Origin of the sequence: Agrobacterium sp. ST15.13.015 (genome assembly GCF_027871645.1) — a bacterium.
Taxonomy (GTDB): Bacteria; Pseudomonadota; Alphaproteobacteria; order Rhizobiales; family Rhizobiaceae; genus Agrobacterium; species Agrobacterium leguminum.
Window position 1 is genome coordinate 348,479 of sequence record NZ_JAQAHF010000001.1, and the last position, 18,341, is coordinate 366,819.

Consider the following 18,341-nt stretch of genomic DNA (forward strand, 5'->3'; position numbering starts at 1 on the left):
CTGGTCCTGACAGCGCGTGTCTATTCAGATAATAGTCTGTGAAAAAATGGTGCCGCTTACGTGACTCGAACACGTGACCCCGTCATTACGAATGACGTGCTCTACCAACTGAGCTAAAGCGGCCCGATTGTGACCCGTTTGTTGCGGATCAGCTTCATGGCGGGCTGATACAGGCAATGCTGACGGATTTCAAGCCTTGAATGTGCTGGTTTTGAAATTTCCGCAAAAAGCTTTGCCTGTCCATTGTTTGCCGGAGACTTCAGCCTTTCCCGCAGATGCGCTTTTTGGCCGTTTCATATTCCTTTGCCAGCCGATCGACGAGTGCGGCCACCGGTTCCACCGCCTTGACGGCGCCGATGCCTTGCCCCGCGCCCCATATATCTTTCCAGGCCTTGGCGCCGCCGGAGACCGTTTCGAAGTCCATTTTCGAAGGATCGGCTTCGGGCAGATTGTCGGGATCCATGCCGGAGGCGACGATCGAGCTTTTCAGGTAGTTGCCGTGTACGCCCGTGAAATAGTTCGAATAGACGATATCCTTGGCCTGCGCTTCGACAATCGCCTGCTTGTAGCCTTCGGAAGCGCGCGCCTCCTCGGTGGCGATGAAGGGGGAGCCGATATAGGCCATATCCGCGCCCATGGCCTGCGCCGCGAGAATGGAGCCGCCATTGGCGATGGCGCCGGCCAGCAGCAGCGGGCCGTCGAACCATTCGCGGATTTCCTGAACGAGGGCGAAGGGCGAAAGCGTGCCCGCATGTCCGCCGGCACCCGTCGCCACCGCGATCAGCCCATCCGCGCCCTTGCGAATGGCGGAGCGGGCATGGCGGTCGTTGATGACGTCATGCAGCACGATGCCGCCATAGGAATGCACGGCCGCATTGACCTCCGGCACAGCGCCAAGCGAGGAAATCACCACCGGCACCTTGTATTTCACGCAAAGGCCGAGATCGCGCTCCAGCCGCCGGTTGGACATGTGCACGATCTGGTTGACCGCGAAGGGCGCCGCCGGGCGCTCGGGATCGGCCCGGTTGTGAGCGTCAAGCTCCTCGGTGATCATTGCCAGCCACTCGTCGAGCTGGCTTTCGGGCCGCGCATTAAGCGCCGGGAAAGCGCCGATGACGCCCGCCTTGCACTGCGCCAGCGTCAGCTGCGGATGTGAAATGATGAATAGCGGTGATGCTATGACCGGAAGACGCAGATTGTCTTTCAGCACGGACGGTAGCATGTCTCCTCCCACGAATTACGTTTACGCGCACGTAAGTCAATATCGCGTTCAGCAGCAGATTGAAAGCGAAAACAGCGTGGCGTTCGCCTATGGAATCTGCGTTCGTAGCGCCACAATGAATTGATTTTCCCCAAGGCAATCCGGTCTTTATCACAAACGATGCTTGCGGAGGGGCGGTATAGCCGTTACCGAATCGTGAACCCATGGCGCAGCGCCGCATATTTTTTGCAAAGCGCAATAGAACAAGGATCGGTCGTGAGCGGACTGGAAACGGCAATCAGAAATGCTCTGGAAAAATCGGACAGATCGAACGCCGAAGTTCGTGCACGGATTTACCAATCCTCCCGCCAGGCACTGGAAGCGGGCCTGCGCAAGCAGGGCATAGACGATCCGCAGGTTGTCTCCCAGCAGCGCCAGCGGCTTGAAGGCCTGATCCACCAGATCGAGAATGAAGAGCGCAACCGGCTTCTGGACAGGGTGGAGCAGCAATTGCGCCCGCCCGCACCGGAAAGTCCGGCGCCGGACGATCACTCGGTCGATCCCGTTTCGCAGCCGTCCGATCACGGCGATATGGGTGTTGAGCCGGAACTGCGTGGCGAAACACGCGATGTCCGGCCGGGCGCCGCCGCTGCTGCGGAGCCTCTGAGTGCGGGGCAGCGCAATGGCAAGCCGCCGAAGAGAGGCTCCCGCGCGGGCGATTCTTCGCTTGCCTTCCGGCCGGAAGGCGCGGTTGGCCGCCGCAAGCGCCGGGGGCTGTTTGCCCGGCTTTTCATTTATGTGACTCTTCTGGCCTTTATCGGTTTCGGCGCCTGGTGGGTCTATTCCTCAGGCCTCCTGCTGTCGCCGGAGCAGCGCGATACCAGCGTGCCCAATCCGCCGGCGCAGGTGCAGGCGGAGGATTTCAACGGGACGGAGCCCGCGCCGAGCCTTTCCGCCGGTCGTGGTTTTTCCGATGACTGGGTGGAAGTCTTCAATGCGGAGCGTGGCAGTTCCGGTGTTTCGGCTGGTCCACGCGCCAATGTCGAAAACATCGCCACACCCGCTGGCAAGGCGATAAAGGTAACCTCGAGAAGTGTCTCGCAGGATGGCGCCGTCAGCGTCGAGGTTCCGGTGGAGGTGATGCGGGATATGGCGGGCAAGTCCTCGACCATTTCGATCACGCTGCAATCCTCCAGCGACCGTCAGACCCAGGTGTCCGTCGCCTGCGATTTCGCGACATTGGGCGATTGCTCCCGCCACCGCTTCACGGCTACGGCCGAGCGCGCGGACATGCTGCTGAACGCGACATTCGAACGATCTCTCGCCCCCAATGCGCCGGGCAGGATCTTCATCAACAGCGATATCGATGGCAGCGGCCGTCCGGTCAATCTTTATTCCGTGCGCATTCTGCCGGGCCAGTAAGGGAAAACAGGCGTCTCGAATGGAGGCGCCTGTCAACGTCTTCCGGTCCTATTTGAGAAAATCTGGCCCAGATCCCAAAATCTTGTCGTCGATTTCGCCGATTGCCTTTTTGTCCTTGCCCTCATAGTCGAGCGCAAGAAGGATGTGACGGATGAGGTTTACCCGCGCGCGGCGCTTGTCGTTGGCGCGCACCACCGTCCAGGGGGCGGCGTCGGTGTGGGTCTTTTCCAGCATTTCGTCGCGCTTCTGCGTGTAGTCGTCCCATTTCGTCAGCGCCGCTATGTCCATATCCGAAAGCTTCCAGCATTTCAGCGGGCTGTGGCGACGGTCATGGAAGCGTTCGATCTGCGTTTCGCGGCCGATGTCGAGCCAGAACTTGAACAGATGAACGTCCTCATGGACCAGCATCTTTTCCAGGCGCGGCGTTTCCTTGAGGAAACGCTTGTGTTCCTCAGGTGTGCAGAAACCCATGACCGGCTCTACGCCTGCGCGGTTATACCACGAGCGGTCGAACAGAACGAATTCGCCGGCGGTCGGAAAATGTGAGATATAGCGCTGGAAATACCATTGGCCACGTTCGGTTTCCGTCGGTTTGGTCAGCGCCACCACGCGGGCATAGCGGGGGTTGAGATAGGCCCGGGTCGCGAAGATCGCGCCGCCCTTGCCCGCCGCATCGCGGCCCTCGAAAACCGCCATGACCCTTTTGCCGGTGGCCTGCAGCCAGAACTGCACCTTGACCAGCTCCACCTGCAGCGCCTCGAGGGTGCTGTCGTAGTCCTCCCGCTTCATCTTCTTGTCGTAGGGAAAATTGCCGGCGGAAAGTTTCTTTTCCTCAACCCAGTCAGGAAGAACCGGATCGTCGATGTCGAAGCTGCGCAGTTTGCCGCCTATGGTGATATCGACCGTCCGCTTCTTCGTTTCTTCGCCCATGGTTTCCTCCGGCTGTTGTTGTGTAAAGGCAACTCGACGCCAATGAGTTCACATCCATTGCCAGAATTCAAGTGAAACAGGACCGCTTGACCGGGGTGCTGCGGCGGCAGCGATTGCGGCGTCGATTTTGCGCATATACGTTGTGGAAAATGCGCGATGATGAATCTCTGTCATGAAACTGGCCTATGAGATTTCGATGCGCTGTCAGATGAAAGTGGAAAGAGCAGGCTGAAATGGCAGTCATGGAAGGCGATGGTGGGTTAAGGCGTTTGGGAAGGAAGCTCGGTCGAAACTGGTTGCCCGTTCTCATCGTCAGCATGCTCGCCATCGTGGCCGTTGCCGAGCTCAACACGCCCTACATGCCCGCCGCCCTGTGGCTTTGCGCCGTCATTGCCATCCTCGCCGCTCGGGAGCGGCCGGCGGCGGCTCCCGCAAAGGACGGGAGCCCGGCTGAGGAGGCAGATGAGCAGGAAGTGCCCGGCGAAAGCGTCATTTCCGGCGTAAGGGCGGGCCTCGCGGTTCTGGATACCCCCGTTTTCATTCTCGACAGGAACGCCAGCGTGCTGTTTCAGAACGGCGCGGCCGAGCGTGCCTTCGGCCAGTTGCCCGCCGGGGCGCATATTTCCGCCCGGTTGCGCTCTCCCGGCCTCCTGGATGTCATTCGCGAAACCATCACCACCGGCCAGCCTAACCAGGTCGAACATTCGGAGCGCTTCCCTTCCGAACGGGTCTTCATCGTTCGTATCGCCCGTGCGGATGTGGGAGAGGGGGCAGGCCCGCCATTCTATATCCTGTCGTTCCGCGACGTCTCGGAGCTTCGCCGCATCGACCGCATGCGCAGCGACTTCGTCGCCAATGCCAGCCATGAATTGCGCACACCGCTCGCCTCGCTGCGCGGTTTCATCGAAACCATGCAGGGGCCGGCGCGCAACGACCCGAAGGCGCAGGAACGTTTCCTTGCCATCATGCTGGATCAGGCAACCCGCATGAGCAGGCTGGTGGACGATCTCATGTCCCTGTCGCGGCTGGAATTGCGGGCCAACATAGCGCCCGACCAGAAGGTCGATCTCGTTCCCGTCATCGGCCATGTGCGCGATACCCTGCTGCCGCTTGCCGACGAGCTGGATGTGACCATCACGCTGCACCTGCCCGACCGGCCGGCAGAGGTGCAGGGGGACCGCGACGAGCTGGTGCAGGTATTCCAGAACCTCGTTGAAAATGCTTGCAAATACGGCCAGGAAGGCAAGGTCGTGGATGTCTGGCTGCGGGCCGAACCCGGCAAGCCGGTGGAGGTGAGCGTTATCGACAAGGGGCCGGGCATTCCCGCCGAACATGTGCCGCGTCTGACGGAGCGTTTTTATCGCGTCAGCGTCGCCGACAGCCGCTCGAAAAAGGGCACGGGTCTCGGGCTTGCCATCGTCAAGCACATCCTCACCCGCCACCGCGCCCGCCTCATCATTAAATCGGAATTGGGCAGCGGCACGGACTTCACTGTGAGATTCTGACATAAAATATGCATCTGCTTTCAATGTCGCGCATATTTATAAATAAAATCAATAAGTTAGGTTGTCACAAATCTTTCGTGAAAGTGACATAAAAGGATGGGGCTACGGTGGTTAAGAAAAGGTCGCCGAGCGCAAGCTAAGAGCGAGTGTCGCTATCGGCTGCGTCCACAACAAAGCCCACGACGGGAGAGACAAATGAACATCGTTAAATTTTCCGCAGCAGCTCTGGTGGCTTCTGTCGCCTTCGCTGGCGCCGCCGCTGCTCGCGACCAGATCCAGGTTGCCGGTTCCTCCACAGTTCTGCCTTACGCCAAGATCGTTGCCGAGACCTTTGCCGAAACCTTCCCGAACTTCAAGGCTCCCGTTGTTGAGTCCGGCGGCACGGGCGGCGGTCTGAAGGCGTTCTGCTCGGGTGTCGGCGAAGGCACCATCGACATTGCAAACGCTTCCCGCAAGATCAAGAGCGACGAACTTGCCGCCTGTAAGGCTGCTGGCGTTGCCGACGTTCAGGAAGTGAAGATCGGTTACGACGGTATCGTTTTCGCAATGGACTCTTCCAACAAGGACATCAAGCTCGAGCCGAAGGATCTGTACCTTGCGCTCGCCGCTGAAGTCGTCAAGGACGGCAAGCTCGTTGCCAACCCTTACAAGAAGTGGTCGGAAATCAACAAGGAACTGCCTGATGTAGCAATCGCTGCTTACATCCCGGGTTCCAAGCACGGCACGCGCGAAGTCTTCGAAGAGAAGATCATGGCTGACGGCTGCAAGGAAGCCAAGGCGACGGACGTCATCAAGACGCTCATCACCGACGCCAAGCAGGCTGCTGCCAAGTGCGTTGCAGTCCGTAAGGACGGCGCAGCAGTCGACATCGACGGCGATTACACCGAAACGCTTGCTCGCATCGATGCCAACAAGACCGGCCTCGGCGTTTTCGGTCTCGCTTTCTATGAAAACAACGCTGACCGTCTGAAGGTCGCGACCGTTTCGGGCGTCGTTCCGTCCACCGAAACCGTTGCCAGCGGCAAGTACCCGGTTTCCCGCCCGCTGTTCTTCTACGTGAAGAAGGCTCACCTGGGCGTTATCCCGGGCCTTAAGGAATATGTCGAGTTCTTCGTTTCCGATGAAATGATCGGCCCGGATTCCCCGCTCGCCAACTACGGCCTGGTTGCTGCTCCGGACGCAGAGCGCGAAGAAATCCGCTCGAAGTTCTCGGCCGGCTCCACGATGTAATGAAGAAAGAGGGGTGCGGCTTTGCCGTGCCCCTCATTCGGCTTCGCTTGGGCCGTCGTCCGCGGTTGACAGTTCCTAACCATCGCCATCCACATGATTGTCGATGGATTACAGATGGATAGGATGTATCAACCTTGACGCTTGCCAGACTATGATACAGTCAGGCGGCAGGCATCATGGGATGGTCCAGCGGTCTCGTTTTGATGACTTTTTGATTTGCCCGATATCGCACCGTGCTCTTGAGGCACGCCGAGGGAACTCTAATGAACACATCGATCCTTTTGCTGATACTGGCGCTCATCGGCATCGGCAGCTATCTGCTCGGCAGCCGCCGTGCCGTTGCCCTGTCTGGCGGTCGCCCCTCCAGCATGCATTCCCGTGCCGGTTATCACGGTTCCTACGCGGTCGTCTGGGCGGTGCTGCCCGCGGCGTTCATTCTCTGTGCCTGGCTCATTGTCAGCCCATTGCTCGTCACTTCGGCGGTGCGCGGTAGTTTCCCCGAGGATGTCCGGGCGCAATCCGAAGCGCAGCAGAGCCTGACCTACGGTATGGTGACCTCCATCGCCCGTGGCCTCCAGCGGCTGACGCCGGAGGAAACCGCACAGGTCGAGGCCGATACGGCTGCGGTCCGGCCGCTTCTGGCATCGAAAGGTGTTGCAATCGCCGGCGATCCCGAGCGGTTCATGGTCGATGCCGCCCACACGCTCAACAGCATGACCTCCACCAGCCGTATCGCGATGATCGCCGTTGTGCTGCTGGCCGCGCTCGGCGGCGGCGCCTATGCGCTGCGTGCAATCGCGCCGCGTTTCCGGGCGCGCAACCAGGTCGAGAAAGTCATTCTCGCGGCCCTGCTCGTCGCCTCTTCCATCGCCATCCTCACGACCATCGGCATCGTCCTGTCGATGCTGACGGAGGCGATCCAGTTCTTCACCATGGTTCCGGCGCACCAGTTCTTTTTCGGAACGGTCTGGGATCCGCGTTTTGCAGCGGCAGGCGCTACCGATTCCTCCGGCCAGTTCGGCCTGATCCCGCTGCTCGCCGGCACGCTTTATATCGGCTTCGTCGCCATGCTGGTTGCGGTTCCGGTCGGTCTCTTCTCGGCGATCTACATGGCGGAATATGCCTCGCCGCGCTTCCGCTCCATGGCAAAGCCGCTGCTTGAAGTGCTCGCCGGCATTCCCACCATCGTCTACGGCTTCTTCGCGCTCACGACGGTCGGTCCTTTCCTCAGAGACATTTCCACGCAGATCAACGGTCTGGCGACGGGCAACTACGCCAACTTCATCCAGGCGCAGAGCGTCATCACCGCCGGCTTCGTCATGGGCATCATGCTGATCCCCTATGTGTCGTCGCTGTCGGATGACATCATCACCGCTGTGCCGCGCTCGCTGCGTGACGGTTCGCTCGGTCTTGGCGCCACGCGTTCCGAGACGATCAAGAGGGTCATTATTCCGGCCGCTCTTCCCGGCATCGTCGGCGCCGTGCTGATGACGGCTTCGCGCGCCATCGGCGAAACCATGATCGTGGTTCTTGCGGCCGGTGTTGCTGCCCGCCTGCAGCTCAATCCCTTCGAGCCCATGACCACGGTGACGGTCAAGATCGTCAGCCAGCTCACCGGGGACCTTGAATTCACCTCGCCGCAGACGCTGGTTGCCTTTGCGCTCGGCATCACGCTTTTCGCCATCACGCTTTGCCTGAATATCTACGCGCTTTACATCGTGCGCAAATACCGGGAGCAATATGAATGACCGACATCGTCTCTCCCGCAGCCGGCGCGAGCGCCGTCAACAAGGCCACGCGCCGTGATATCGGCATCAAGCGCCGCTATGCCGCCGAACGCCGCTTCCGTGCCTACGGCATGGCAGCGATTTCCTTCGGCCTCATCTTTCTCTTCCTGCTGCTTTTCTCGGTGGTTTCCAAGGGTTACACCGCTTTCCAGCAGACGATGATCACCGTTCCGGTCGAGTTTTCCGAACAGATCATCGATCCGAAAAATGAGCGGGCCACCAATCCCACAAAGCTGATGACGGCCAATTATCCCGTCATCGCCCGCGATGCTGTCGCCAAGGTCCTTGGCGTTGCGCCGACGGACCGCGCCGGTCTACGCGCCGTCAACCTCTTGATCTCGGACAGCGTGCGCACGCAGCTTCGCGATATCGTCGTCGCCGATCCCGCCGTCATCGGCACCACGCGCACTGTCACGCTGCTGGCGTCTGGCGACGTCGACAGCGCCTTCAAGGGCCAGGTCGACCTGACGGCGGATGAAGCCAATCGCCGTATCTCGAACCAGCAACTCGGCTGGATGAACCAGCTCGCCGAAAGTGGCCAGCTCGGCAAACATTTCAATACCGGCATCTTCGTCAACGGCGCGTCGAGCCGTCCGGAAGCGGCGGGTGTCGGTGTGGCGCTGATCGGCTCCTTCTACATGATGCTGATCGTGCTGGTGCTGTCATTGCCGATTGGCGTTGCGGCCTCCATCTATCTCGAGGAATTCGCCCCGAAAAACCGTCTGACGGATCTTATCGAGGTGAATATCAACAATCTCGCGGCCGTTCCTTCGATTGTTTACGGCCTGCTCGGCCTCTCGGTCTTCATCAACTTCATGGGCTTTCCGCGCTCGGCCTCGCTGGTCGGCGGTCTCGTCCTGACGCTGATGACCCTGCCGACGATCATCATCGCGACGCGCGCTGCCCTGAAAGCCGTGCCGCCGTCTATCCGCGCCGCAGCCCTCGGCCTCGGCGCTTCCAAGATGCAGACGATCTTCCACCATGTGCTGCCGCTCGCCATGCCTGGCATTCTGACCGGCACCATCATCGGTCTCGCCCATGCGCTGGGCGAAACGGCGCCGCTGCTTTTGATCGGCATGGTGGCATTCGTTGCGAATTATCCGACAACGCCGATGGATCCGTCCACGGCCCTGCCGGTGCAGATTTACATGTGGGCGAACGAAGCCGAGCGCGCCTTTGTCGAAAGGACATCCGGCGCTATCATCATCCTGCTTCTGTTCCTCATCGTCATGAATGTTGGCGCAATCCTGTTGCGTCGCCGCTTCGAACGGCGCTGGTAGAGGGAGCTTGAGCAATGAACATGTTGTCGGAAGCAGCAGTTGAAAAGGCGCTGGACAAGAAAATGAATGAAGTCTCATACAAGATGATCGGCAAGGACGTTTCGGTTTATTACGGCGAAAAGCGCGCGCTTTACGACGTGAACCTCAACGTTCGGGAAAATACGGTGACCGCGCTTATCGGCCCTTCCGGCTGCGGCAAGTCCACATTCCTGCGTACCCTGAACCGAATGAACGACACGATCGACGGTTGCCGGGTCACCGGCAAGATCACGCTCGACACCGACGATATCTACGATCAGGCGATTGACGTCGTGGAATTGCGCGCCCGCGTCGGCATGGTGTTCCAGAAGCCGAACCCCTTCCCGAAGTCGATCTACGAAAACATTTCCTACGGTCCGCGCATCCATGGTCTCGCCCGCAACAAGGCGGATATGGACCAGATCGTCGAGCAGAGCCTGCAGAAGGCGGGTCTCTGGAACGAGGTTAAGGATCGGCTGCACGAATCCGGCACCGGTCTTTCCGGCGGTCAGCAGCAGCGTCTGTGCATCGCACGCGCAGTTGCCGTCAGCCCGGAAGTGATCCTGATGGACGAGCCCTGCTCGGCTCTCGACCCGATCGCGACCGCAAAGGTCGAAGAATTGATCCACGAGCTGCGCACCAATTACACCATCGTCATCGTTACGCACTCCATGCAGCAGGCGGCGCGTGTTTCCCAGCGCACGGCCATGTTCCATCTTGGTCATCTTGTTGAGGAAAACGAAACCGACAAGATGTTCACCAATCCGGACGACCAGCGCACGCAGGATTACATCATGGGCCGCTTCGGCTGATCCCGGCCGGCGCTTTATCGAAACCGAACAAGACTGGTGCTTCTGCCGTGCCCGCTTCCGGGTACGCGCATGCAGGCCAAGCCGGAGGACTAGACCATGACACAAACAACGACCCATTCGCATATTCTGTCGGCCTATGACGACGAACTGAAATTCCTTACGCGTCGTATCGCCGAAATGGGCGGTCTCGCGGAACAGATGTGCGCCGACGCCGTGCGTGCGCTCGTCAATTCCGACGCCGCACTCGCCCAGAAGGTCATTTCCGACGATGCGATCCTCGACCACGCCGAGCGCGAGATCGGCGACAAGGCCATCGTCACCATCGCCAAACGCCAGCCGATGGCGGCAGACCTTCGTGAGATCATCGGCACCCTGCGTATTGCAGCTGACCTTGAGCGCGTCGGCGACCTCGGCAAGAACACCGCCAAGCGCGTCATCGCGGTTGCCGGCACCGGCGTGCCGCGCAAGCTCGCCCGTGGCATCGAACACCTGTCGGAACTGGCGCTGGTGCAGCTCAAGGAAGTGCTGGACGTCTATTCCACGCGTTCCGCCGAGAAGGCCAATGCCATTCGCGAGCGCGACGAAGAAATCGACGCCATGTACACGTCGCTCTTCCGTGAGCTTCTGACCTACATGATGGAAGATCCGCGCAACATCACCACCTGCACGCATCTTCTGTTCTGCGCCAAGAACATCGAGCGTATCGGCGACCACGCCACCAATATCGCCGAGACGATCTATTACATGACCACCGGCAGCCAGCCGGAAGGCGAGCGTCCGAAGGACGACAGTTCCAACACCCTCGGTTCGGTGACCGAGTAACAGACAGGCAGCGGCTTGCGGAGTTAGTATATGGTGCCCAAGATTGCAGTTGTGGAAGATGAGGAAGCGCTGAGCGTCCTGCTTCGTTACAATCTCGAGGCTGAGGGGTATGACGTCGACACGATAGCCCGTGGAGACGAGGCGGAAATCAGGCTGCAGGAACGTATTCCGGACCTCCTTATCCTGGATTGGATGCTTCCCGGCGTTTCCGGTATCGAACTGTGCCGTCGGCTCAGGATGCGGCCGGAAACCGAGCGCCTGCCCATCATCATGCTGACGGCGCGCGGCGAGGAAAGCGAAAGGGTTCGCGGCCTCGCCACCGGCGCCGACGATTATGTCGTCAAGCCGTTCTCGACACCGGAACTCATGGCCCGCGTCAAGGCGATGCTGCGCCGCGCCCGCCCCGAGGTTCTGTCTTCGGTGCTGAAATGCGGCGATATCGAACTGGATCGCGAGACCCATCGCGTTCACCGCAAGAGCCGCGAAGTGCGCCTCGGCCCGACGGAATTCCGCTTGCTGGAATTCCTGATGACCTCTCCCGGCCGGGTGTTTTCCCGCTCGCAATTGCTGGATGGCGTCTGGGGTCACGATATCTATGTGGATGAGCGCACCGTCGACGTCCATGTCGGACGTCTGCGCAAGGCGCTCAATTTTTCGCATATGCAGGATGTCATCCGCACCGTGCGCGGCGCCGGATATTCAATGGAAGCCTGAGAAAACCGAAACCGATGGTTTCACTCGGGATAAATTCCCTAAAAATCAGAAGGCCCGAGACCGGAACGGTGTCGGGCTTTCGATTTTGAACCTTCCGCACATGCGTATCCTTGTTCTTTTGAGCGATAGAAGGTCTGCTGAAAGCCGGATTGCGCGGTGAAACCTGTCGGGAGGAAGGGCGCGGCACGTCGCCGATAAATTCTGAGCATTTGCCGCAAGGGGCCCATCGCGGTTTTACATCCGGAGAATGCGCAAGAACAGGGATGGGGAGCGCCTCTTAGACAGCGTGCGCTCTGTTCCAGAACCACCTTGGATTTTGCCGTAAAAAAACGGGCCCGAAGGGCCCGTAGTTTTTGAGTGTCGAATGCGTGCCGCAACACTCAAGCCTTGCGACGCTCGCTTACCGGCTGGTAGGCAAGCTTTGCATGAAACTTGCAATAGGGCGAAGATTCCAGTGCTTCACAACCGCAGAAATGGAAATCATCCTTCAGCGGATCACCGACCGGCCACTTGCAGGTGCGCTCCGTCAGTTCCGTCAGCGTCAGGCGGCGGGAGATCGGCGTCACGACATTTTTGGAGGGAACGTAATCGAGAACTTCGGCGGTCTCGATATCGATCTCCTCGTGCAGCGCCGTTGCCGCGCTCGAGCGGTTCAGGGCGCGTGCAGGTGCTGCGCTGACGCGGGCTGCGAAATTCGTCGCGCGCGGGGCAGGGGCGGCAGTGCGCTTGGGCGCGGAACGCGCCGAAGTAACCGGGCCGCCGGCCTTCACGCGTCCCGGCAGGTTGAGGCGATGGACCTTGCCGATGACGGCATTGCGGCTGACGCCGCCCAGCTGTGCTGCTATCTGGCTGGCGCTAAGCCCCTCGGACCACAATTTCTTGAGTTTTTCGACCCGTTCGTCTGTCCAGTTCATGCCGCTTCTCCGCTCGTCGCGTATAATGTCGGCAGAATCCCTCTCCGCCTCGCGGGCGTGCCGCGAGCGTGGTCTCTGCCTGATTTTTGGTGACTAGTTCCGCCGCAATGCAGTCTAGTAATTAGCGATTAACCTAGTGCCACGCAGACTCCGTGGCAAGAGTCGCGGGAATCATCTCGAATCGATTTTCCGGTTTTCCCCAACTTGCTGGCGAGTTGAGTCTGAAAGGCAACACCTTGGGCCTCATTCGCCGCCACCTACTAGGGCTTGAGAAGCCCGGGAAACGCGGACTTTTGTTGACATCGGCAGGCGAAGTGACAATAGTGCCCCTGCCGCCGCGAGGCGGCATTTTTGATTTTCAGGCAAGGGATAACCCCGAAAGCCTATTGACAACCGTCTGACAGCGCATCCGCGCAAGGAGTGATACAGCCATGGCCGAAGCCGCCGCGCCATTGTTCGATACGTTTGCAAGAGCCCCCCTGCGCTTCGAGCGAGGCGAGGGCGTCTGGCTGTTCACGGAAAGCGGCGAACGATATCTGGATTTTGCAGCCGGCGTCGCGGTCAACTCGCTGGGCCACGCCCATCCGCACCTCGTGGAGGCGATCAAGACCCAGGCCGAGAAGGTCTGGCACGTCTCGAACCTTTATGAAGTACCGGGCCAGGAAAAGCTTGCAAAGCGCCTGACGGAAGCGACATTCGCAGACAAGGTCTTCTTCACCAATTCCGGCGCAGAAGCGCTGGAATGCGCGATCAAGACCGCGCGCCGTTATCATTATTCCAAGGGGCATCCGGAAAAGTTCCGGATTATCACTTTCGAAGGCGCCTTCCATGGCCGCACGCTGGCGACGATTGCCGCCGGCGGCCAGCAGAAATATCTCGAAGGTTTCGGTCCCAAGGTCGAAGGTTTCGACCAGGTGCCCTTCGGCGACGTCGATGCGCTGAAAGCCGCCATCACGGCCGAGACGGCGGCGCTTCTTATCGAGCCCATTCAGGGCGAGGGTGGCATTCGCGCACCAGCCAAGGAATTCCTGCAGCTGCTGCGGTCGCTCTGCGATGAGCATGGCATGTTGCTGATTTTCGACGAGGTCCAGACCGGCGTTGGCCGTACGGGCAAGCTCTTTGCCTATGAGCAGACGGGCGTTGCACCGGATATCATGGCGGTTGCCAAGGGCATCGGCGGCGGTTTCCCGCTCGGTGCCTGCCTTGCGACGGCGGATGCCGCTTCCGGCATGACGGCGGGCGTGCATGGCACCACCTATGGCGGCAACCCGCTGGCCATGGCTGTCGGCAACGCCGTGCTCGATGTCGTCCTCTCCGAGGGCTTTCTGGAAAAGGTTCGTGATGTCGCGCTGGTCTTCCGCCAGGGCCTTGCTTCGCTGAAGGATCGTTATCCTGACGTTATCGAGGAAATCCGTGGCGAAGGCCTGCTTCTCGGCATCAAGGCCAAGGTTCCATCGCGCGAGCTGTTGCAGGCCATGCGCGCCGAGCATCTGCTGGGTGTGCCGGCGGGAGACAACGTCATCCGTCTCCTGCCGCCGCTCGTCACCACGGCGGAAGAGGCCCGCGAGGGTCTGTCACGCGTGGAAGCGGCCGCCGCTTCCCTGACAGCGAAACAGGCAAAAATCGCCTGAGGAAACAATAAAGGGCGGGTCTCTTCCCCGAGGCTCGCGAGCATGGGACAGTTTGAAATGGCTTCACCTAAACATTTTCTTGACCTGTCGGCCGTCAGCTCGCAGGACCTGCGGGCAATTCTCGACGATGCCCGCGCACGCAAGGCGGCCACAAAGGCCGGAACGGCGGAAAAGCCGCTTGCCGGCAAGATGCTGGCAATGATCTTCGAAAAGCCTTCCACCCGCACCCGCGTCTCCTTCGATGTCGGCATGCGTCAGCTCGGCGGCGAGACGCTTTTCCTCTCCGGTACGGAAATGCAGCTCGGTCGCGCCGAAACGATCGGCGATACGGCCAAGGTGCTGTCGCGTTACGTCGACGCCATCATGATCCGCACGACGGAACATTCGCGCCTGCTGGAGCTTGCCGAACACGCGACCGTGCCGGTCATCAACGCCCTGACGGACGACACGCATCCCTGCCAGATCATGGCGGATATCATGACCTTCGAGGAACATCGCGGCCCGGTCAAAGGCAAGACCATTGCCTGGACGGGTGACGGTAATAACGTCCTGCATTCCTTCGTGGAGGGCTCGGCCCGTTTCGGTTACCGCATGACGATGGCCGTGCCGATGGGCTCCGAACCGCATGATAAGTTCCTGAACTGGGCGCGCAACAATGGCGGCGAGATCATGCTGTGCCACGACGCCGACAAGGCCGTTGCGGGTGCGGACTGCGTCGTCACCGATACCTGGGTGTCCATGAACCAGGAACACAAGGCGCGCGGCCATAACATCTTCCAGCCCTATCAGGTCAATGAAGCCCTGATGGCCAAGGCGGAAAAAGACGCGCTGTTCATGCATTGCCTGCCGGCCCATCGCGGTGAGGAAGTGACGGATGCCGTGATCGACGGTCCGCAATCCGTCGTCTTCGACGAGGCGGAAAACCGCCTCCACGCACAGAAGTCCATCATCGCATGGTGCATGGGCGTCATTTGATGAGCAATCGCCCGGCCTGACACGCGTCACGCCGGGTGCTTGAACTTGACCGCATAGATTACCATCTGTGGGACTTCGAAGAGGCTCGTCGGTTTTGCTGGCGGGCCATCATCACGATTTGCACGTTTTTCCCCGGAAGCGGTTTCTCTTCCCGGGTCTCTGTGCGACAAGCAAAAAAAGCACATTTTAAAAGCCGGACTTTTGGACGGTAGCGGCGCCACGGCTGCGCCAGGGAGTATGACATGGCAGATGTAACGGTTGAACTGGACGATCTCGATTTTGCTGGCGACGACAAGGTTGTGCCCTTTCAGGTCGAAGGTCTGGATGTGCGCGGCCGCGCCGTACAGGTGGGTCCGCTGCTGAATGCCATCCTCGAGCGACATGACTATCCCCCGGCGGTCGCCCGTCTGCTGGCGGAAGCGACCGTTCTGACGGCCCTGATCGGCACGTCGCTCAAGTTTTCCGGCAAGCTGACCGTCCAGACCAAGGGTGACGGCCCGGTCGACCTGCTGGTTGCGGATTTCACCGCGCCGGAAAGCATGCGCGCTTATGCCCGTTTCGATGAAGAGCGGCTGGCGGAGGCGATTGCGGCCGGGGCGACGTCGCCCGAGCAATTGCTCGGCAACGGCATTCTGGCCTTCACGATCGATCAGGGTGCGGGCATGCAGCCTTATCAGGGTATCGTGCCGCTCGATGGCTCCTCGCTGGAAGACATTGCCGGGGTTTATTTCCGTCAGTCGGAACAGCTTCCCACCCGCGTGCGGCTGGGCGTTGCCGAATTCTTCGACCGTGATGGCGAAGGTAAGCCGCGCCATGGCTGGCGTGCGGGCGGCGTTATCGCGCAGTTCCTGCCGCAGGCGCCTGAGCGGCTGCGCATGCGCGACCTGCATGGCGGCGATGGCGACGAAGGCGGTCACGAGGTGCAGGAAGACGATGCCTGGACCGAGGCGGTAACGCTGCTGAACACGGTGGATACCGACGAGCTGACCGATCCGCAGGTGCCGGTAGAACGTCTTCTCTTCCGGCTTTTCCACGAGAGCGGTGTGCGCATCTATGATCCGCAGGCGGTTTTCGACCGTTGCAGCTGCTCGCGGGACAAGATTAAGGGCGTCCTGTCCGGTTTCACTGCTGAGGAGATCGAGGCAAGCGAGGAAGACGGCGCCATTGCCGTGACCTGCGAGTTCTGCTCCACGACCTATCGCTACGATGTCAGCGAATTTGAGAATGCCTGAATGAAAGCCGCGTCCTGAAGGGCGCGGCTTTTTCATTGCCGGGTGAATGTCAGTTCAGGACCCGCATCAGGCCGGGTGAATCCAGCGAAAAGGCGGGTATGGTGACGTTGAACACCTCGCCATTTTCCGTTTCCATTTCATAATGGCCGAACATCAGGCCGGAAGGTGTGTCCAGCGGGCAGCCGGAAGAATATTCGTAGCTGTCGCCCGGTTTCAGATGCGGCTTCTCACCCACAACGCCCGGCCCATAGACCTCATCCACCTGTCCGTTCTGATCGGTGATGTGCCAATAGCGATTGACGAGGGTAACCGGAATATCGGAATTGTTCGCGATCACGACTTTGTAGCCCCAGACGTAACGATCGTCATCCGGGTCGGATTGTTCCTCGAGATAATACGGATCGACCGTTACCTCGATATCCCTTGTCAGAGCACGATACATACGCGCCACACCTCGATATTATGCCTGCCGCCGCATCCTAAACTATAGGCTCTGGCTATCGTCAAGAAAATGAATGACTTGACGGGCAGGAGGCGTCTCCTGTTGCGCTGTTTTCCACCGTTAGGGATAACGGTAAAGGTAAATATTGGTTGCCTGAAGCGGTCTTTTTGGACCGGACAGGCGAACCACGGCCCGACACGCGGTCAGGCCATGGTGCCTTGCGGATTGAATTTTCAGGCCGAAACGGCCGCCAGACCCTTCGCCAGATCCTCCAGCAGGTCGTCGGTATCCTCGATGCCGCAGGAAAGGCGCAGGGTGCCGCCGGAAATGCCGAGTTCGGCACGCGCCTCGTCTGTGAGGTTCTTGTGCGTCGTCGTGCCGGGGTGGGTGATGAGGCTCTTGGCGTCGCCGAGATTGTTGGAAATCTTCACGATCTCAAGCGCGTTCTGCAGCTTGAAGGCTGCTTCCTTGCCGCCCTTCAGTTCGAACGCCACAAGCGTCGAGCCGCCGGACATCTGCCGGGCGATGATATCGGCCTGCGGGTGATCGGCGCGGCCGGGATAGATGACCTTGGCGACCTTGCCGTTATCGGCGAGAAAATCGGCGATTTTGCCGGCATTGGTCGTCTGCTGTTTGACGCGCAGCGGCAGGGTCTCGATGCCTTTCAGAAGCGTCCAGGCATTGAAAGGCGACATGGCCGGGCCGGTATGGCGGAAATAATCCTGCAGCTCTTCTTCGATCCACTTCTTGTCGGAAAGGATCACGCCGCCAAGGCAGCGGCCCTGGCCATCAATATGTTTGGTGGCCGAGTAAACCACGATATGGGCGCCGAGTTCGAGCGGCTTCTGGAAAAGCGGTGTGGCGAAGACGTTGTCGACTACCACCTTGGCGCCGATCTGGTTGGCGAGCTTTGCCACGCCGGCAATATCCACCACTTCAAGCGTCGGATTGGTCGGGCTTTCGAGGAAGAACAGCTTGGTGTTCGGCTGGATCGCCTTTTCCCAGTTGCCGAGATCGCGACCGTCGATCAGCGTGCATTCGATGCCATATTTCGGCGCAAGCGTTTCGACCACCCAGCGGCAGGAGCCGAAGAGGGCGCGGGCTGCAACGATATGGTCGCCGGCGCGCAGCTGGCACATGATGGCGGCGGTGACGGCGGCCATGCCAGAGGCAAGTGCGCGAGCGTCTTCAGCGCCTTCCAGCAGGCACATGCGCTTTTCGAACATGTCGTTGGTCGGGCTCGCATAGCGGGCGTAGATGAACCCATCCGTTTCACCCTTGAAGCGCGCTTCGGCGGCTTCGGAGTTTTCATAGACGAAACCCTGGGTCAGATAGATCGCTTCCGACGTTTCACCATAAGGGGAGCGTAGCGTACCGCCGTGAACGAGCTGGGTTGCCGGGCGCCATTTATTGCTCATGTGATCAC

At 60.0% G+C, this 18,341-nt stretch carries 16 protein-coding genes and 1 tRNA gene; 11 read left to right on the forward strand and 6 right to left on the reverse strand.

Annotated elements, in window-relative coordinates; translation table 11 throughout:
* Window positions 1-47 precede the first annotated feature (47 nt).
* Both PIB16_RS01715 and PIB16_RS01720 read right to left on the reverse strand, forming a co-directional pair.
* Window positions 48-123: transfer RNA gene (locus PIB16_RS01715), tRNA-Thr, on the reverse strand.
* 136 nt (window positions 124-259) lie between these two features.
* A complete protein-coding gene (locus PIB16_RS01720; RefSeq protein WP_271044870.1) occupies window positions 260-1,222 on the reverse strand; it encodes an NAD(P)H-dependent flavin oxidoreductase in 963 nt (320 codons plus the stop codon).
* Between the two features lie 255 nt (window positions 1,223-1,477).
* On the opposite strand from PIB16_RS01720, the gene PIB16_RS01725 reads away from it, so the two are divergent.
* Window positions 1,478-2,623 carry a hypothetical protein gene (locus PIB16_RS01725; protein WP_078051299.1) on the forward strand — a complete coding sequence of 382 codons (1,146 nt, stop codon included), beginning with the start codon at window positions 1,478-1,480 and terminating at the stop codon, window positions 2,621-2,623.
* A 48-nt stretch (window positions 2,624-2,671) separates the two neighbouring features.
* Here the strand turns inward: PIB16_RS01725 and ppk2 are convergent, their stop codons facing one another.
* On the reverse strand, window positions 2,672-3,553 hold the full coding sequence (ppk2, locus tag PIB16_RS01730; protein WP_271044871.1) for a polyphosphate kinase 2: 882 nt from the start codon (window positions 3,551-3,553) through the stop codon (window positions 2,672-2,674).
* Between the two features lie 233 nt (window positions 3,554-3,786).
* On the opposite strand from ppk2, the gene phoR reads away from it, so the two are divergent.
* From phoR to phoB, 7 genes are all read left to right on the forward strand, one after another.
* On the forward strand, window positions 3,787-5,058 hold the full coding sequence (gene phoR, locus PIB16_RS01735) for a phosphate regulon sensor histidine kinase PhoR (protein WP_125145255.1): 1,272 nt from the start codon (window positions 3,787-3,789) through the stop codon (window positions 5,056-5,058).
* A gap of 195 nt (window positions 5,059-5,253) precedes the next feature.
* Window positions 5,254-6,288, forward strand: coding sequence for a substrate-binding domain-containing protein (locus tag PIB16_RS01740; RefSeq protein WP_065654533.1), 1,035 nt, complete (start codon window positions 5,254-5,256; stop codon window positions 6,286-6,288).
* A 263-nt stretch (window positions 6,289-6,551) separates the two neighbouring features.
* Window positions 6,552-8,036 carry a phosphate ABC transporter permease subunit PstC gene (gene pstC / locus PIB16_RS01745; protein WP_065654532.1) on the forward strand — a complete coding sequence of 495 codons (1,485 nt, stop codon included), beginning with the start codon at window positions 6,552-6,554 and terminating at the stop codon, window positions 8,034-8,036.
* A complete protein-coding gene (gene pstA / locus PIB16_RS01750; RefSeq protein ID WP_003519987.1) occupies window positions 8,033-9,355 on the forward strand; it encodes a phosphate ABC transporter permease PstA in 1,323 nt (440 codons plus the stop codon). Before pstC ends, pstA begins: the two co-directional genes overlap by 4 nt.
* Before the next feature lie 14 nt (window positions 9,356-9,369).
* Window positions 9,370-10,185: a phosphate ABC transporter ATP-binding protein PstB gene (pstB, locus tag PIB16_RS01755; protein ID WP_003519986.1), complete on the forward strand. Its 816-nt coding sequence runs from the start codon at window positions 9,370-9,372 to the stop codon at window positions 10,183-10,185.
* 96 nt (window positions 10,186-10,281) lie between these two features.
* Entirely contained in the window at window positions 10,282-11,007 is a 726-nt protein-coding gene (phoU, locus tag PIB16_RS01760; protein WP_065654531.1) for a phosphate signaling complex protein PhoU, read from the forward strand.
* 30 nt (window positions 11,008-11,037) lie between these two features.
* Window positions 11,038-11,721 (forward strand): phosphate regulon transcriptional regulator PhoB, encoded by a 684-nt coding sequence (gene phoB / locus PIB16_RS01765; RefSeq protein WP_271044872.1) that lies wholly within the window; start codon window positions 11,038-11,040, stop codon window positions 11,719-11,721.
* Window positions 11,722-12,101: 380 nt separating this feature from the next.
* On the opposite strand, the gene PIB16_RS01770 is transcribed toward phoB, so the two are convergent.
* Window positions 12,102-12,635 (reverse strand): GcrA family cell cycle regulator, encoded by a 534-nt coding sequence (locus PIB16_RS01770; RefSeq protein WP_078051295.1) that lies wholly within the window; start codon window positions 12,633-12,635, stop codon window positions 12,102-12,104.
* 431 nt (window positions 12,636-13,066) lie between these two features.
* Here PIB16_RS01770 and PIB16_RS01775 point away from each other — a divergent pair, with 431 nt between their 5' ends.
* The 3 genes from PIB16_RS01775 (at window position 13,067) to PIB16_RS01785 (ending at window position 16,473) form a co-directional block, all read left to right on the forward strand.
* Window positions 13,067-14,266, forward strand: a complete 1,200-nt coding sequence (locus PIB16_RS01775; protein WP_271044873.1) for an aspartate aminotransferase family protein — start codon at window positions 13,067-13,069, stop codon at window positions 14,264-14,266.
* A gap of 57 nt (window positions 14,267-14,323) precedes the next feature.
* Entirely contained in the window at window positions 14,324-15,241 is a 918-nt protein-coding gene (argF, locus tag PIB16_RS01780; RefSeq protein ID WP_271044874.1) for an ornithine carbamoyltransferase, read from the forward strand.
* 242 nt (window positions 15,242-15,483) lie between these two features.
* On the forward strand, window positions 15,484-16,473 hold the full coding sequence (locus PIB16_RS01785; protein WP_065654528.1) for an Hsp33 family molecular chaperone: 990 nt from the start codon (window positions 15,484-15,486) through the stop codon (window positions 16,471-16,473).
* Window positions 16,474-16,522: 49 nt separating this feature from the next.
* Here PIB16_RS01785 and apaG read toward each other — a convergent pair whose 3' ends face one another.
* Both apaG and PIB16_RS01795 read right to left on the reverse strand, forming a co-directional pair.
* Entirely contained in the window at window positions 16,523-16,915 is a 393-nt protein-coding gene (gene apaG, locus PIB16_RS01790) for a Co2+/Mg2+ efflux protein ApaG (RefSeq protein WP_003503545.1), read from the reverse strand.
* Window positions 16,916-17,148: 233 nt separating this feature from the next.
* Entirely contained in the window at window positions 17,149-18,333 is a 1,185-nt protein-coding gene (locus tag PIB16_RS01795; protein WP_271044875.1) for an O-succinylhomoserine sulfhydrylase, read from the reverse strand.
* Window positions 18,334-18,341: the final 8 nt, after the last annotated feature.

What these genes read in the sequence shown, in the direction of transcription:
- pstA (WP_003519987.1), top strand. Translation starts at nt 8,033, where the DNA reads ATGACCGACATCGTCTCTCCCGCAGCCGGCGCGAGCGCCGTCAACAAG.
- apaG (WP_003503545.1), bottom strand. Translation starts at nt 16,915, where the DNA reads ATGTATCGTGCTCTGACAAGGGATATCGAGGTAACGGTCGATCCGTAT.
- phoU (WP_065654531.1), top strand. Translation starts at nt 10,282, where the DNA reads ATGACACAAACAACGACCCATTCGCATATTCTGTCGGCCTATGACGAC.
- PIB16_RS01770 (WP_078051295.1), bottom strand. Translation starts at nt 12,635, where the DNA reads ATGAACTGGACAGACGAACGGGTCGAAAAACTCAAGAAATTGTGGTCC.
- PIB16_RS01775 (WP_271044873.1), top strand. Translation starts at nt 13,067, where the DNA reads ATGGCCGAAGCCGCCGCGCCATTGTTCGATACGTTTGCAAGAGCCCCC.
- PIB16_RS01720 (WP_271044870.1), bottom strand. Translation starts at nt 1,222, where the DNA reads ATGCTACCGTCCGTGCTGAAAGACAATCTGCGTCTTCCGGTCATAGCA.
- phoB (WP_271044872.1), top strand. Translation starts at nt 11,038, where the DNA reads ATGGTGCCCAAGATTGCAGTTGTGGAAGATGAGGAAGCGCTGAGCGTC.
- argF (WP_271044874.1), top strand. Translation starts at nt 14,324, where the DNA reads ATGGCTTCACCTAAACATTTTCTTGACCTGTCGGCCGTCAGCTCGCAG.
- pstC (WP_065654532.1), top strand. Translation starts at nt 6,552, where the DNA reads ATGAACACATCGATCCTTTTGCTGATACTGGCGCTCATCGGCATCGGC.
- PIB16_RS01740 (WP_065654533.1), top strand. Translation starts at nt 5,254, where the DNA reads ATGAACATCGTTAAATTTTCCGCAGCAGCTCTGGTGGCTTCTGTCGCC.
- PIB16_RS01795 (WP_271044875.1), bottom strand. Translation starts at nt 18,333, where the DNA reads ATGAGCAATAAATGGCGCCCGGCAACCCAGCTCGTTCACGGCGGTACG.
- ppk2 (WP_271044871.1), bottom strand. Translation starts at nt 3,553, where the DNA reads ATGGGCGAAGAAACGAAGAAGCGGACGGTCGATATCACCATAGGCGGC.
- PIB16_RS01785 (WP_065654528.1), top strand. Translation starts at nt 15,484, where the DNA reads ATGGCAGATGTAACGGTTGAACTGGACGATCTCGATTTTGCTGGCGAC.
- pstB (WP_003519986.1), top strand. Translation starts at nt 9,370, where the DNA reads ATGAACATGTTGTCGGAAGCAGCAGTTGAAAAGGCGCTGGACAAGAAA.
- phoR (WP_125145255.1), top strand. Translation starts at nt 3,787, where the DNA reads ATGGCAGTCATGGAAGGCGATGGTGGGTTAAGGCGTTTGGGAAGGAAG.